Here is a 15,002-nt window from a genome sequence, read left to right as displayed (position 1 = left end):
ACAGCTCCTTGTAGGTGATGTGGCGGGCCGGTTCGGTCGGGTCATCGGGCTCGAAGATGATCGCGGTCTGCAGCGCGCGGTCGCGCAGATGGCGGTCGATGCAGTTGACGGACGCGTTCAGAACCCCGTCCTCGAACCATTTGATCGAGACCTTGCCGAAGGTGAAATCGGTGTTCTTGACCTTGGTATAGGGGGTGATCCAGTCGAGCCGCTTGCCCTCGCGGCCCCAGAACGCATCCGGGTTCTCGAGCGACTCCCGATACATCTCGAGGTATTTCGCGCCATCCGCATGCGCCCCCTCAAACCCCGCCGGAACCTCCCGAAGCGCCGGTGCGGCCGCCGGTTGTCCTTGAACTCCCATGAACTCCTCCTCTGTCGGCAACCAAGGCCGCCAGATGCCGCAGCACATCCGCGGCACCTCTCCCAAGGGACAGAGTAAACTGATTGTGCAACTTCGTGTAAACTATTTTATACAAAGGGAAAGATTGTAAAATTCTTAACCAGATATCCAGGAAATTTGTAAATTAGTTATCCGTTCGGGGTGAACATCGCGTCTTTTCAATTGCTTTCCGGCATCCCCGCACCGCCGCGCAACAGAAGGAGGGGACCCAAGGGCCAAACCGCCCTGTTGCGCCATGACCGCGCGGAACTGATCCCGCGTCAGCTTCTTGCGGACCATCACCTGCCCCGCCACCGAAGCAGTTCGGCCCGAACAACCGCGAAGCCATTGAATTCCTGCCCGAAACAGGCGGTTTTCTCGCTTTCGGCCGCAGGGTTTCGTATGATTCCCTGTTGAACGGCTTGCAACAAGGCGCCGCTTCCGGGGGATCGGCGTGCCAAAGGGACCCGACCGGCCGCGGCAGGTGTCATAGGCCCCGTCGGCGGTGACCTCAATGGTCATCGAGATCACATCGACGACGGCGATGACTTTGCGCCGGTCCCTTGGACACTGCCCGGCCGGACTTGCCGCAAAGGTCCGGTTCAGGACGTCAAGAGCGGTTCAATGATCCGCTTCATGTCACCCGAACCCGGCTTGACCGGCGCGTCCCAGGCGCTCACGACCTGCCCCGCGCCGTCCAGCCGCTCTGTGATGCAGCTCCGGTCCGGCGCCTCCGCGGGGATGGCGACGGGTTCACTTTTCGGCATGGTCAGCCCGCAAACAGTTTCGCAACCGGCGCAGCCTCTCGAACAAGAGCGCCGCACCGTCGCGGTTGAGCGGTTGGGCCGTTCAGGACCCTCAGGCCGACAACCGCTGCGGCAGGCCGCGGCCGTGCTGGCGCGGATGGTCACCGGCGTCGGCTATGTGCTGCCCCGCCCCACCGCCTGAACCGGTCTTGCCTCCGCCCCCAGACCGGCACCGGGCGGCGCCAACCCGTCCCCCAGCCCGTCCCCCAGCCCGTCCCCCAGCCCGCCCCAAAGCGCGCGATAGGCGGAACCGCCCGCCAAAAGCGCCTCGTGGCTGCCGCTTTCGACGATCCGGCCGTCTTCCAGCACCACGATCCGGTCGGCATGGCGGATCGTTTCCAGCCGATGCGCGATCACCAGCACCGTGCGGCCGCGCGCGAGGCTGGCCAACGCCGCCTGCACCCGCCGTTCGGTCGCCCGGTCCAGCGCCGAGGTCGCCTCGTCCAGAAGCAGGATCGGCGGGTTGCGCAGGAACACCCGCGCAATCGCTACCCGCTGTTTCTGCCCGCCCGACAGCAGCACGCCGCGTTCGCCCACGACCGTTTCCAGCCCCCCGGGCAGATCGGCCAGAAGGTCTTCCAGCTGCGCCGCCCGCACCGCGGCCAGGATCGCCGCCTCATCGGCCTCGGGGCGGGCATAGGCGATGTTCTCGCGCAGGGTGCCGCCGAACAGGAACACGTCTTGCGACACCACCCCGATCTGCGCGCGCAGCGAGGCAAGGGTGAAGCGTTCGATCGGCTGGCCGTCGATGCGGATCTGGCCCGATTGCGGCAGGTAGAACCGACCCACCAGCGACAAAAGCGTGGTCTTGCCCGCCCCCGAGGCCCCCACCAGCGCCACCGTCTGCCCGGGCTCGACCGTCAGCGAGACCTCGCGCAGCACCGGCCGGGCCGGATCATAGCCGAAGCTGACCCGCTCGAAGGCGATCCGTCCGGAAAGCGCGGGCGCCGCCACCGCCCCGGGTGCATCGGCAATCTCGGGCACCTCGGCCAGAAGCGCCTGATACCGCTGGAAGCCGGCAATGCCGCGCGGATAGGTCTCGATCACCGCGGCGATCTTTTCCAGCGGCCGGAAGAACACCGTGACCAGAAGCAGGAAGGCGACGAAATCCCCGGTCGAGAGCGATCCGGCGAAGACGAAGCCCGCGCCCGCCACCATCACCACCACCTGCACCAGCCGCAGCCCCATGTATTGCAGCGTCGCGGCCGCCGCCATCAACCGATAGGCCTCCAGCTTGGCGCGGCGATAATCCTCGTTCGCGCGGGCAAAAAGCCGCCGTTCATGCGGCTCGTTGGTAAAGGCCTGCACGACGCGGATGCCGCCCAGCGTCTCGGCCAGCCGCACGTTGAACTGACCCAGTTGGCCATAGATCGCCTGCCAGGCCCGGGTCATCCGCCCGCCATAGATCGTCAGCAGCGCCACCATCAGCGGCACGATCACCACCGTCAGCACCGCAAGCGGCAGATGCAGCCAGACCATCAGCGCGAAAGCCCCGGCAAAGGTCATCAGCGCGATCAGCAGATCTTCGGGGCCGTGATGGGCGACTTCGCCCACCTCCTCCAGATCGCGGGTCACCCGGGCAACAAGCTTGCCTGTCTCGTTGCGGTCGAACCAGCCGAAGCTGAGCCGGGTCAGATGCTCGAAGGCGCGCAGCCGCAGCCCGGTCTCGATGGCGATGCCAAGCTTGTGGCCCAGATAGATCACCACCGTCATCAGCCCGGCATTGAGACAATAGACGATCCCCAGCCCCGCCGCCGCCCAAAGCGTCAGCCCCCATTGGCCCAGCGGCAACAGATGGTCGATGAAGGCCGCGATCGCCAGCGGAAAGGCCAGCTCCAGCAGCCCCGAGAGGATCGCGGCGGCCAGATCCAGCCCCAAAAGCCGCAGATGCGGGCGGTAATGGTCAACAAGCGCATCGAACACGTCAGGTCTCTCCGGGGGCGGTGGCAGCGTTCCAGTAGCCCGCCGCGGTGAATTCGGACTTGGCCAGCCCGCGCGCCAAAAGCGCCTGACGCGCCGCCTGCGCCTCGGCCTGTTCGGCGGCGAAAAAGACCGCGCGGCCGGTTTCGGGCATGGACAGCTCTGCCAGCGCCGCAAGCGGTGTGGCGCCCTCGGCCCGCAAGAGCCAGCGCAGCGCCAGCCCCGGCGGGGCGATCAGCGGCTGGATGTCGGCCCGGTCGGGCACCACGATCAGCGCCGCGCCGCGCGCGTCGGCGGGCAAAAGCGCCAGATGCCGGGCGATCACCGGCAGCGCGGTCTCGTCGCCGACAAGGCCGTGCCAGGCCGCCGGACGCGGCCCCCGGTCGCCGCCCGGCCCGGCCAGCGCCACTTCGGTGCCGGGGCGCAGAGCCGCCGTCCAGTCGGTGACGCGCCCGCCCGCATGCACGAAGACATCAAAGGCCAGCTGCGGCTCGGGCAGGGTCAGATCCAGATGGCGGATCGTGTAGACGGGCCTGTGCCAGGCCGCCGCGCCCCCCGGCCATTGCGTCACGCCATTGCCGTCGGTGCGGGGCCAGTCCGCGCCCGGCGGCCCCAGAAGCAGGCGGAAATGCAGCCCGCCCGCGTCAAAGCGCGCCAGATCGGCCCCGGCCAGAATGACCCGTCGATACGAGGGCGAGAGGCGCCGCACCGCCACCACCCGCGTGCGCGCATGGCTGGCGGGCCAGCCGTCGCCCGGCGGTCCCTGCCAAAGCGGGCGCAGCCCCGCCGCCTGCAATTCCTCGGTCAGATAGTCGCGCAGCATCTGCAGATGCGGGCCATCCTCGGCCGTGACCGCGAGCGCGGTGCCCCCCGGGACGGGGCCGACCGTCGCCGTGCCGCCCGAAAGCGTCACCCGCAGCCGCCCCCCGGTGCGCGCGCAGGCAAAGCCGATGGCGCGGGCGCGGGCCTCGAACCGCGGCAGGGCGGTTTCGGCATCGACCGGCAACAGCGTGGTGATCCGATGCGCTTCGTCAGCCATGCGCAAGCCCCTGCCCCATCTGTCCCGTCTGCCGCCCGTGCGGGATCATCATCGGCCGCCCGCTGACCGGATCGGGCAGGATCGTGCTGTCCAGACCGAAAAGCGCGCGGATATTGGCCGCGCTCAGCACCGCCCCGGGCGGGCCCTGATCGTGCAGGCGCCCGGCCCGCATCGCCACCAGCACATCGGCATAGCGCGCCGCCAGATTGAGATCATGCAGCACCATCACCACCGAAGTCCCACGGCGCCGGTTGAGATCGGCCAGAAGATCAAGCACTTCGATCTGATGGTTGATGTCCAGAAAGGTCGTCGGCTCGTCCAGCAGCAGCACCTCGGTCTGCTGCGCCAGCGCCATGGCGATCCAGACGCGTTGGCGCTGCCCGCCCGACAGCGCCGCCAGATCGCGCCCGGCCAGCGCCGCGGTGTCGGTGACATCGAGCGCATGGGCGACGGCCGCGGCATCGGCGGGGCTCCAGCGCGAAAACAGCCCCTGATGCGGATGGCGCCCGCGGCTGACCAGATCCAGCACGGTGATACCCTCGGGGGCGATCGGCGTTTGCGGCAAAAAGCCAAGGCGGCGCGCCAGCCTGCGCGGCGCGATCCGGTGCAGATCGGTGCCGTCAAAGGTCACCCGCCCCGCCCGTAACGGCAAGAGCCGGGCCAGCGCGCGCAGCAGCGTGGACTTGCCGCAGGCATTGGCGCCGACGATGACGGTGATCTTGCCCGGCGCGATGTCCAGGTCGATGCCATGCAGCACCGGCGCCGCGCCATAGCCCGCCACAAGACCGCGCGCCGACAGGGTTGGAGGTGTCACAGACCGGCTCCTTTCGCATTGTCGCGCCAGATCAGCGCCAGAAGATAGGGGGCGCCCAGAACCCCGGTGACGACGCCAACCGGATAGCGCGCGGGCAAGAGCCACTGCCCGGCCAGATCGGCCGCCAGCACCAGAACCGCGCCAACGCAGGCCGCGGGCAGCAAAAGCGATCCGTCGCGCCCGGTCAGCCGCGCCGCGATCGGCCCCGAGAGAAAGGCGACAAAGGCCACCGGCCCCACCGTCGCCGTGGCCACCGCGACCAGCGCCACCGCCGCCAGGATCACGCCCAGCCGCAGCCGCCCCAGCCGCAGGCCCAGCCCCGCCGCCGCCTCGTCGCCCAGCCGCAGCGCCTCCAGATCGGCGGCACGCGCGATCAGCCAACCGCCGCCAAGTGCGAGCACCAGGGCAAGCGGCGCGACCTGCCCCATCTGCGCGCCGTTCAGGCTGCCCGACATCCAGCGCAAGGCCTCTTGCAGCGACCAGCTTGGCGCGCGGCTCAGCACATAGGCGGTCAGGCTTTGCAACAGCGCCGAAAGCCCGATCCCCACCAGAATGAGCCGCGTCCCGCAAAGCCCGTCACGCCAGGACAAGGCCGTGATCAGCCCGGCCACGCCCAACCCCGCCGCCACCGCCAGAACCGACACCACGGGCCCGCCCAGACCCAGGCCGACGATCGCCAGCACCGCCGCGGCACTGGCCCCCGCGCTGATGCCGATGATGTCGGGGCTGGCCAGCGGATTGCGCAAAAGCGTCTGAAAGGCGATGCCGCCCAGACCGAAGGCCGCCCCCGCGGCCACGGCCAGAAGCGCCCGCGGCAAGCGCAGCTCGCGCAGGGTGAAGCTGACGCCCGGGATCTCGGCGCCCCGCAGCGCGTCGAGCACGACGCCGGGCGCAAGCAACCGATGGCCCAGCATCAGCATGGCGGCCAGGCCCGCCAGGATCAGCGCCGCCAGAAGCGCCAGCACAAGGCCGCGGCGGCGCAGCCGGTCCCGGCGCAGGCGGGCGATGGTGGAAAGCGTGTCGGTCATGGCGCCCGCCCGCCCAGCCGCCGCACGATCCAGATGAAGACCGGCGCGCCCAGAAAGGCGGTGACGATCCCCGCATCCACCTCGGCGGGACGGGCGATCAACCGGCCCGCGACATCGGCCAAAAGCAGCAGCAACGCGCCGCCAAGGGCGGAAAAGGGCAGGATCCAGCGGTAATCGACGCCGAAAAGCAACCGGCAGGCATGCGGCACCACAAGACCCACGAAGCCGATCGGGCCGCACAGCGCGGTGGTGGCGCCCGACAGCAGGATCGCCCCGCCCGCCGCCAGCGCCCGCGCCCGCCAGACCGTCTCGCCCAGCCCGGTCGCGGTCTCCTCGCCCAGCGCCAGCAGGTTCAGCTTGCGCGCCGAAACAAGCGTCGCCAGCGCCCCCGCGGCCAGAAACGGCAAGACCGGCGCGATCTGCGCAAAGCGGGCGCCGCCGACACCGCCGATCATCCAGGATTGCGCCAGACCGCCGATATCGCCGCGCGGCAAGATCACCGCCGTCGTCAGCGCGCCCAGCGCCGCCCCCAGCGCCGCACCCGCCAGCGCCAGCTTGAGCGGCGTCGCGCCGCCCCGCCCCAGACTGGCAATCGCATAGACCGCCGCGGCGGCGATCCCCGCCCCGGCAATGGCAATCCAGATCGTCGCGGCGGCGCCCTCGGGGCCAAGCCAGGCCAGCGCGATCACCACCGCCAAAGCCGCCCCGGCATTGGTGCCCAAAAGGCCCGGATCGGCCAGCGGATTGCGCGTCAGCCCCTGCATCGCCGCCCCGGCCATGGCAAGCGAGGCCCCCGCCAGCGCCGCCAGCACCGTGCGCGGCAGCCGCGCCGCCACCGCGGCCTCGGCGATGGTTTGCGGCGTGCCGGTCAGCCCGGTCCAGAGATCCGTCAGCCCGACCGCGCGCGCACCAAGGCCCAGCGACAGCCCGATGACAACCGTCAGCGCCGCCAGAGCCACCAGCCCGCGCAACGCCCTGCCCCCCAGCCAGCTTGCCGCCTGCCCGCTCATCGGCCCGCCGTCACCGCCGCCGAAAGCCGGTCGGCATAGGCGTCCAGCACCCAGGGCAGCGACATCGGCGTGGGATTGGCCGCGGTGCCCATCGGGTCATTGTCGAGCATCACCAGCGCGCCGCGCCGCACCGCGGGCAGCTGCGCGGTCAGAAGATCGCTTGACAGGCTGTCACGCAAAGCCGCGCCGCCATAGGTCACCAGCACGTCGACATCGGCCAGGCTGTCGATCAGCTCGGCGCTGACCTCGGCCGAAAAAGCCCCCCCCGCAGCGGCGTCCCGCACCATCTGCGGCGCGTCAAAGCCCAGATCGCGAAAGAACTGCACCCGGGCATCGCGCTCGGTGTAAAAGCCGATCCGGCTCAGATCCTGCGCCGCCAGATGGGTCACGAACATCGCGGTTTTTCCCGCAAATTCAGGATGTTCCGCGCGGGTCTTCGCGATTTGGCCGTCGAGCCGCGCAATCAGCGCCTGCCCCTCGGCGGCCATGCCCATGCCCGCGCTGTTCAGCGCGATCGTCTGGCGCCAATCCGTCGTCCAGGGCGCTTGCGGATAGGCCACCACCGGGGCGATGCGGCTGAGGGTTTCGTAATCCTGCGCGGAAAGACCGGAATAGGCGGCCAGGATCACATCGGGTTCGGTCGCCGCCACCGCCTCGAAGTCGATCCCGTCGCCCTCGTCAAACAGCACCGGCGGCGCGGCGCCCAGCTCGGCCAGACGCGTCTCGACCCAGGGGAGGATGCCATCCCCGTCGTCATCGCCGAAATTCGCCCGCGCAAAGCCCACCGGCACCACCCCCAGCGCCAGCGGCACCTCGTGATTGCTCCAGGCCACCGTGGCGATGCGGACCGGCTTTTCGGTCAGGACGGTGGTGCCGAACGCATGATGGATTTCCAGCGGATAGGGTTCGGCCAGCGCGGCCCGCGGCAGCGCCGCCACAAGGGCAAGGGCGCCAAGGCGCAACAGGAACAGGCGGTGTCGCATGGGGGCAATGTCCTTCGATTGGCACCGCCTTGCCCGCGGCTGCCGGGCCGGTCAAGGCTGCGCAGCCGTCGGAACCGGGCGCGGCGCGGCTTCGCCAGAGTTTCTGACAAAAACCATCAGTTTCTTCAAGACCAATCCGCGCCCGGCTGCTAGAGCGCCAGCATCGCACGGCTTCGGCCGCCACCCTTGGGGGCCCGGCGGCCGAAGCCTTGCACAGCCATCCGGCCGGGCCCCGCCCCCGGAAAGCCAGCCCGACCCTCTGTTGGAGATATCGACGTGACCTTGACTTCCCAGACCGCAGCGCCGCGCCACCGGCTGCTGAAATCGGGCTGCGCGGTGCTGGCGCTGCTGGCCGCCTTGCCCGCCGCGGCCCAGGACGGTGCCGAAACCGATGCCGAAACCCCGTTCCGCCTGTCGCCGATCACCGTCAACGCCGCGGGCAAGGCCGATGACGATGCGGCCACGGTCGTCGCCCGCGAGCTTTGGGTGGGCGGCAAGGTCGCCACCAGCCTGCAGGACACGCCCGCCTCGGTCTCGGTGATCACGCAAAAGGAAATCGAGGCCCGCAAGGCCGACACGCTGGAAGAGGTGCTGCAATATTCCGCCGGTCTGCACACCGATTACTACGGCACCGACGACCGCAACGACTATTTCCAGATCCGCGGCTTCAGCGCCACGACCTATCGTGACGGGCTGACGCTGGGCTCGATGCGCGGCGTGCGCGAGGACCCCTATGCCTATGAGCGCGTCGAAGTGCTGCGCGGCGCCAATTCGACGCTGTTTGGCGTCGCCGATCCCGGCGGCTCGGTCAATTTCGTCACCAAACAGCCGAAATTCGAACGCATCGCCGAAACGCGGCTGAGCTACGGGTCCTTTGGCAGCACCGAAGCGGCGTTCGATTTCGGCAATGTGCTGAACGCGGCCGATACGCTGGCCTTCCGGCTGACCGGCAAGGTCAAGGACGGCGCGCTGGAATACGACCATTCCAATGATGACGAGACTTTCCTGATGGCCGGGCTGACCTGGTCGCCCAGCACCGCCACCTCGCTGAGCCTGATCGTCGATCATCTGGACCGCGACGGCACGCCCAACAGCGGCGGCTATCCGCTGGATCGGGACTATGACCGCAGCGCCTTTTATGGCGAGCCCGGGTTCAACTATCACGATGTCGAGCGGACCTCGGTCACCGGGCTGTTGACCCATGATTTCGGCAATGGCCTGACGCTGCGCGGCAATCTGCGCTACAGCGACCTGACCGACACTTTCGGCTATGTCTATCTGTATGACTATGCCAGACGCACGGGCACGACGCTCTCGCGCTATTATTTCGGCACCGACCGCAGCGCGACCGAGACGATCGGCAATGCCGTGCTGCAATATGACACGAGCTTTGGCAGCATCGGCAGCAGCACGCTGGGCGGGATCGAATTCCGCGACGGCACCAGCACCGACACCTCGATCTACGGGCTTGCCGGTTCGATCGACCTGGCCAATCCGGTTTTTTCGGGCGGCCCGGCCAGCCCGTCGGTCTATGCCCGCACGCGAGTGGAAAACCTGACGCGTTCGGTCTTTGCGACGCAGAACCTGGCCTTCAACGACCGGCTGATCGCCACCGTCGGGCTGCGCCATGACTGGCTTGATGTCACCAGCACCAACCTGATGGGCGCGACGCCGGTCAGCGCCAGCGGCGATTTTTCCGAAAGCTCGGGCCGGGCGGCGCTGACCTGGAAGTTCACCCCCAGCCTGTCGATCTATGGCAGCTTCGTCGAATCGATCGCGCCGCCCACCGTCGGCGTCGATCCCGAACGCGGCGAACAATATGAAATCGGGGTGAAATTCGCCCCCGAGGGCAGCAACACCCTGATTTCGGCGGCGGTCTATGACCTGACGAAAAAGGATGTGACGATTGCGGTGGTGCAACCCGGCGGCGCGATCGAGCGCGAAAAGGTCGGGGAATCGCGGGTGCGCGGCCTGGATCTGGAGGCCAAGACCGAGCTGACCTCGGCGCTGACGCTGATCGGCTCCTATTCCTACATCGACTCGGAAGTGGTGACGGGCACGCTGCGCTCGGGCGCCTCGATCGCGGGCAAGCAATTCGCCTCGACGCCCAATCATGTCGCCTCGATCTGGGCGAATTACACGCTGGCGGGCACGCAGGCGCGGGGGGATGTGACGCTGGGCCTTGGTCTGCGCCATGTCGGCAGCTATTATTTCGACGCAGTCAACAGCCGCAAGGCCAGTGCCGCGACGCTGATCGATGCCTCGGTCGGCTATGATCTGTCGGAAACCGCAACGCTCGAGCTGCATGTCAGCAACCTTCTGGACGAACAGCATGTCGTCGGCTCGGGCACGGCGGATTATTACAATCCCGGCCGCGAAATCGGGCTGAGCCTGCGCAAGAGCTGGTAAGCGGCGACCCCGGCGGCCACAGCTGGCGGCCGGGGTCACGCCTTGCGCTGGGCGCGCAGCCAGGCCGAGGGCGTCGTGCCCTCGTGACGGCGAAAGGCCCGCGTCAGATGCGCCTGATCGGCAAAGCCGAACTGCATCGCGACATCGGCAATCACCATGTCCGAGGCCAGAAGCGCCTGTTTCACCCCCGCAATGCGGCGTTCCTGCTGCCATTGCAGCGGCGTCTTGCCGGTGGTCTTCTTGAAGGCCTGCGAAAACCAGCCGGGCGAAAGACCCACCGCCTCGGCCAGCGCCGCGGTGCTCAGCCGACCGCTGCCGTCCTCCGCCAGCAGCCGTTGCAACCGGCGCATCTGCTCGGGCGTCAGGCCGCCGGAATGGCGCGTCTCGGGCGGCTGCGCCCCGGGCATGTCCAAAAGCCCCGTGACCAGCGCCACGGCCAGGCTTTCGGCAAAGATCGGGTGGCGCTCGGGGGCGATGATCTCTTGGCGCAACGCCGCGCCGATCGCGGCCAGCGCCGAAACTTCCTGCAGCTCGGCCGGTTGACTGGCCACCCGCATCGCATCGCCCGCCCCCAGACCCGCGCCCAGCCGCGCCAGAAGCCAGCTGCGGTGCAGATGCAGATCCAGATGGGAAAACCGATGCCCGGCCACGAAGCGGGTCCAGATCGGCATCCCCGCGGGCACATAAAGCGCGCGCAGCAGCGGGCGGGCGTCGCCCTGATCGGCGGCGCCCTGTTCGGACAGCCGGATCTGGTCGGAGACATCGTTGAAGAACAGCATCACCCGCGGATCGGGCGAGCTGTAATAACCCGTCGCCCCGGCCCGGCCCTCGGCTTCCCAGAACACCCCGCACATCGCCTCGAAGGAACGCCACCGCACCGGCGCGGTGCGGGAAATCCCCTGCGTCTGGCAGGTCATCGCAGGCAGGAAGCCCATTTCCCTTATCTCCACAGGCGGAAACCACCGAAACGACGCTTGCCTGTGGCACCGGAGCGGCCAAAGCGACCGCGGCGGCATGGGTAGTGCGCAGGCGCCAAACCTAGGCGATTGCCCGGCCCGGCGCAAGAGAGCCCGCCGGGGCGGCCCCAGCCCTGTGGGCCTGATGCAAGCGCCAGCATTGAGGATGGGTCGGCCAGCCCCTCCTGACGGCACTAGGCCAGATTGATCCCGAGAGGATCAGGAGGGCTGAGCCATGAAGGCGGTCTTGATCGTCGGCGTTGCCCTGGCACAGCAGGCACAGGCGCAGGTCTTGCCGAAAATCATCTCCCGCAGGTGGCATCTGGACGCAGGGAACGCCGCGGAGAAGACGGGCTGTCATTTGCTGACTATTTTTGTCAATATAATTCCCTGCCTCGATTTCGGAGACCAGGATGAAAACCCCCGCGCCCGATGGCTCGCCCTATCGCGATATCGTCGTCGACGACGGCCCGAAGGCGGCGATTGCCCTGCGCGACATGCTCAGGGACGAGATCGCCTGCACCTTCCGGGATGCCCCGCAGCCGCCGCCGCGCAACGGGGTGGTGGCGGCGGGGCGCTATCTGTGCAAGACCCTGCGCAGCGGGCTGCAATGCCTTGATTGCGATCTGGAACTGGCGGCCAGGCTGGACATGGTGTCGGTCTCGCCGCGCTGCATCCGGGTCTCGGCCCTGTTCGAGGGGGCCTCGAGCTGGGAGGTCGCGGGGCAGCAGCATGTTCATCCGGGCCAGGGCATCGCGCAGATCTCGGCGCTGGGTCAGGACACGCCGATCGGCTTTTGCGAACCGATGGGGCAGCGCTATCGCATGGCGGGGCTGCTGATCACGCCCGGCTTTTTCGATCAGGGGCCGGAGGATCTGCAGGACGGGCTGAAGGAGCTGCGGGCGCTGCTTGATCCGGGGTCCGGCATTACGCCCTGCCGCGGGCCCTGGCGCTGCGCGACATCCTGGCGCGGCTGCATGCGGTGCTGTTTCAGGGCGCGCTGGCCGATCTTTATCGCGAAAGTCTGGCGCTTGGCCTCGTGGTCGAGCTGACCCGCCATCTTGCGGACCGTGCCCCCGGCCCCGCCGCGCTGCCGCGCCGCTCTGCGCGGTTGGCCGCCGAGGCGAAAGCCCGGATTGATGCCGCGCCCGAGGCGGTGCCCTCGGCGCTGACGCTGGCGCATGATCTGGGCACCAACGAAACCACGCTGCGTCGCGCCTTCAAGACGGCGCATGGGGTGCGGCTGTTCGATTACGTGCTCGACCGGCGGTTGCAGATGGGCCGCGATCTGGTGCGCGACACCGCCTTGCCGATCGGGGAAATCGCCTGGCGCTGCGGCTATGGCGATCCGGCGAATTTCACCCATGCCTATCGGCGCCGCTTCGGCTGCGCGACGTGTTTCGCAGGCGGGCAGGCGTTGGACTTCGCGCAATATTCCCCTTTGTTTTCAACGGGGGGAAGTTCAGCAGTTGGACACCCCAAACGCTTGATTTGTTTAAAGTAACGCGCCCCCCTTCAGAATGTCACCGTCATCCCGACGCCGACCACCCGGCCCCGGTCACAGGACACGCCGTAAACCGGCGTCGCCGTTCCCGCGGCCACGCCATAGGGCTGGCGCACGGTCAGATAGCGCTCGTCGAGCAGGTTTTCGCCGAAGAGATAGATCTCGCCATTGCCCCAGCGCATCCCGAGCCGGGCCGACACCAGATTGACCGGCGCCAGCTTGCCCAGATTGGCGGCGTCGAAAGAGCGCGCGCCCATGTAGGAATAGCCGATCTTGCCATAGACCTCGGTGTCGGGATCGGCCGCCTTCCAGCCGATCTCGCCCGCCGTCGCGCGGTAGCCCAGATCAAGCCTGCCCGCCCATTCGGGCGTGTTGGGCAGCCGGTCCCCCGCCTCCAGCCCGGCATTCACCACCGAGGCGGCGGCAGGCACATCGGTGATCTCGGTCCGAGTATAGGCCAGGCCCGTGCCCAGCTGCCAGTGATCGTCCAGCCGCCAGGTCGCGTCCAGTTCGACCCCCTGCGAGCGCGCATCCAGATTGGCATTGGCCGAAGCCAGGGTGGCGTAGTCGTAAAGCATGATCTGTTCATCGTTCATGTCGTTGAAGAAGACCGCCCCCGACAGATCGAGCCGGCCCTCGAACAGGCTCGCCCGGCCGCCGATCTCGTAGCTGATCGTTTCGGAGGGCGCATAGGTGCCGCGCGGCACGCCAAAGGCCATGAACGTGTTGTAAAATCCGTAGCCGCCGGATTTGTAGCCGCGCGCGATGCTGGCATAGGTGGTCAGATCGGGCGACCATTCGTAAGACAGCGCCGCCTTGCCGGTCCAGAAATCATCGCTCAGCCGACCGCTTTCGGAATAGCGCGCCAGCATCCCCGGATAGAGCAGGTCATAGCCGAGAGAGTCGAAATCGGCGCTGAAATCCTTGTCCTCATGGGTCAGCCGCAGCCCGGCCGAGGCCGTCAGCCGTTCGCTCAGCGGCAGGCTGATGTCGCCAAAGACCGCCACGCCATCGGTGACCTGTTCATAGCTCTTGAACCCCGCCTGCGTCGCGCCATAGGCGGTGACATTGCTGCTGTTGGTATTGCGGTTCTTATCGCGATAGACGACGGCCCCCGCCACCCAGCCGATTGTGGCCCCTTCCAGCGAGGACAGCCGGAATTCCTGGGTCAGGCGGCTCTGATCCTTGGTCCAGAACATGTAATTGTCGGCGATGTCGGAAAAATCGGAAATCGGCAGCCCGGTGACGGTGGAAAAGAGCTGCTGATCGCCCTGATAATTGTTCTCCACGCTGTAGTCGTTGAACGAGGTCTGGGCGGTGAAGGTGAAGCGCTCGAAATCCTGTTCGACTTTCGCCATCAGTTGACGCGACTGCGAATCGTCGCGGGCAAAGCTTTGCCGCGCGGGCAACGGATCGGCCTCGCCGATCTGGGTGGTGTAGTAAACCGGTGTGGTGTCGGCGTTTTCCCCCGCCAGCGTGACCAGAAGCCGCGTCGCATCGCCGGGCGTGTAAAGCACCGAGGCGCGGCCCGCCAGCACCTGATTGCCGCCCAGCTCCGGGCCCGCATCATTCGCCGCATAGCCGTTCACCCCCGATTGCCGCAAAGCGAAACGGGTCGAGAGCACCCCGGGCCTGATCGGCAGGTTCACCATGGTTTCGGTGCGATAAAGCCCGTCCGAGCAGATCTCGCCGGTCAGCGCCCCTTCGAAGACATCGCTTGGCAGCGCCGGAACAAGGTTGATCGCCCCGCCCGAGGTGGACCGGCCAAAAAGCGTGTTCTGCGGCCCCTTCAGCACCTCGACCTGTTCAAGGTCCAGATAGCTCGAGGCCGATTGTTCCAGCATCAAGGGCGCGCCATCGACGAAGGTCAGCACCGAACTGTCATCGGGGCTGAGCGGCATCAGAAGCGGGCCGACCCCGCGCAGCGTGACAAAGGCGTTGCTGCGATCGCCATAGGAATACATCACCGCGCCGGGGATCTCGCGCAGCGCCGTGGCGCCATCGGTCACCCCCTCCTCGGCCAGTTTCTGCGCATCGACGACGGCGACCGAGCCGGGAACATCGCGCAGCTTCTCGCCGCGTTTGGAGCCGGTGACGACGATCTCGTCCAGCGCGACAAGCTCCTGCGCAAGCGCAGGGGCGCCGCCCTGGAGG

At 67.9% G+C, this 15,002-nt stretch carries 13 protein-coding genes; 4 read left to right on the top strand and 9 right to left on the bottom strand.

The genetic code is table 11. From position 1 onward, the window contains the following. Positions 1 to 361 (bottom strand): acetyl-coenzyme A synthetase N-terminal domain-containing protein (locus LY44_RS17015; RefSeq protein ID WP_282957872.1); only part of this gene is annotated, 361 nt, incomplete at its 3' end. A gap of 642 nt (positions 362 to 1,003) precedes the next feature. Between LY44_RS17015 and LY44_RS17745 the strand changes: the two genes are divergently transcribed. After that, positions 1,004 to 1,327, top strand: coding sequence for a hypothetical protein (locus LY44_RS17745; protein WP_146707275.1), 324 nt, complete (start codon positions 1,004 to 1,006; stop codon positions 1,325 to 1,327). Here the strand turns inward: LY44_RS17745 and LY44_RS17010 are convergent. The 6 genes from LY44_RS17010 to LY44_RS16985 are packed head-to-tail and all read right to left on the bottom strand — an operon-like array spanning position 1,300 to position 7,979. After that, a complete protein-coding gene (locus LY44_RS17010) occupies positions 1,300 to 3,108 on the bottom strand; it encodes an ABC transporter ATP-binding protein (RefSeq protein WP_111396069.1) in 1,809 nt (602 codons plus the stop codon). The genes LY44_RS17745 and LY44_RS17010 overlap by 28 nt on opposite strands. Position 3,109: 1 nt before the next feature. Beyond that, positions 3,110 to 4,144, bottom strand: coding sequence for a siderophore-interacting protein (locus LY44_RS17005; protein ID WP_055211512.1), 1,035 nt, complete (start codon positions 4,142 to 4,144; stop codon positions 3,110 to 3,112). Next, on the bottom strand, positions 4,137 to 4,958 hold the full coding sequence (locus LY44_RS17000) for an ABC transporter ATP-binding protein (protein ID WP_055211515.1): 822 nt from the start codon (positions 4,956 to 4,958) through the stop codon (positions 4,137 to 4,139). The genes LY44_RS17005 and LY44_RS17000 overlap by 8 nt, the downstream gene beginning before the upstream one ends. Beyond that, complete coding sequence (locus LY44_RS16995; protein WP_055211517.1) at positions 4,955 to 5,986, bottom strand: FecCD family ABC transporter permease; 1,032 nt, start codon at positions 5,984 to 5,986, stop codon at positions 4,955 to 4,957. The genes LY44_RS17000 and LY44_RS16995 overlap by 4 nt, the downstream gene beginning before the upstream one ends. Then, positions 5,983 to 6,996, bottom strand: a complete 1,014-nt coding sequence (locus LY44_RS16990) for a FecCD family ABC transporter permease (RefSeq protein ID WP_055211518.1) — start codon at positions 6,994 to 6,996, stop codon at positions 5,983 to 5,985. The genes LY44_RS16995 and LY44_RS16990 overlap by 4 nt, the downstream gene beginning before the upstream one ends. After that, entirely contained in the window at positions 6,993 to 7,979 is a 987-nt protein-coding gene (locus LY44_RS16985; RefSeq protein ID WP_055211520.1) for an iron-siderophore ABC transporter substrate-binding protein, read from the bottom strand. The genes LY44_RS16990 and LY44_RS16985 overlap by 4 nt, the downstream gene beginning before the upstream one ends. 276 nt (positions 7,980 to 8,255) lie before the next feature. On the opposite strand from LY44_RS16985, the gene LY44_RS16980 reads away from it, so the two are divergent. Continuing rightward, positions 8,256 to 10,388 carry a TonB-dependent siderophore receptor gene (locus LY44_RS16980; protein ID WP_081024488.1) on the top strand — a complete coding sequence of 711 codons (2,133 nt, stop codon included), beginning with the start codon at positions 8,256 to 8,258 and terminating at the stop codon, positions 10,386 to 10,388. A 35-nt stretch (positions 10,389 to 10,423) separates the two neighbouring features. Here LY44_RS16980 and LY44_RS16975 read toward each other — a convergent pair whose 3' ends face one another. Continuing rightward, positions 10,424 to 11,323, bottom strand: coding sequence for a helix-turn-helix domain-containing protein (locus LY44_RS16975; protein ID WP_055211522.1), 900 nt, complete (start codon positions 11,321 to 11,323; stop codon positions 10,424 to 10,426). 434 nt (positions 11,324 to 11,757) lie between these two features. On the opposite strand from LY44_RS16975, the gene LY44_RS17740 reads away from it, so the two are divergent. After that, positions 11,758 to 12,396: a hypothetical protein gene (locus tag LY44_RS17740; RefSeq protein ID WP_055211524.1), complete on the top strand. Its 639-nt coding sequence runs from the start codon at positions 11,758 to 11,760 to the stop codon at positions 12,394 to 12,396. Beyond that, complete coding sequence (locus LY44_RS16970) at positions 12,327 to 12,848, top strand: helix-turn-helix transcriptional regulator (RefSeq protein ID WP_055211525.1); 522 nt, start codon at positions 12,327 to 12,329, stop codon at positions 12,846 to 12,848. Before LY44_RS17740 ends, LY44_RS16970 begins: the two co-directional genes overlap by 70 nt. A gap of 11 nt (positions 12,849 to 12,859) precedes the next feature. Here the strand turns inward: LY44_RS16970 and LY44_RS16965 are convergent, their stop codons facing one another. After that, complete coding sequence (locus LY44_RS16965) at positions 12,860 to 14,917, bottom strand: TonB-dependent receptor (RefSeq protein WP_223230755.1); 2,058 nt, start codon at positions 14,915 to 14,917, stop codon at positions 12,860 to 12,862. Positions 14,918 to 15,002: the final 85 nt, after the last annotated feature.

The organism is Rhodobacter capsulatus (genome assembly GCF_003254295.1).
In the GTDB taxonomy this organism is placed as follows: Bacteria; Pseudomonadota; Alphaproteobacteria; order Rhodobacterales; family Rhodobacteraceae; genus Rhodobacter; species Rhodobacter capsulatus.
Note: the sequence above shows the minus strand (reverse complement) of the source record. Positions and strands in the feature narration are given on the sequence as shown.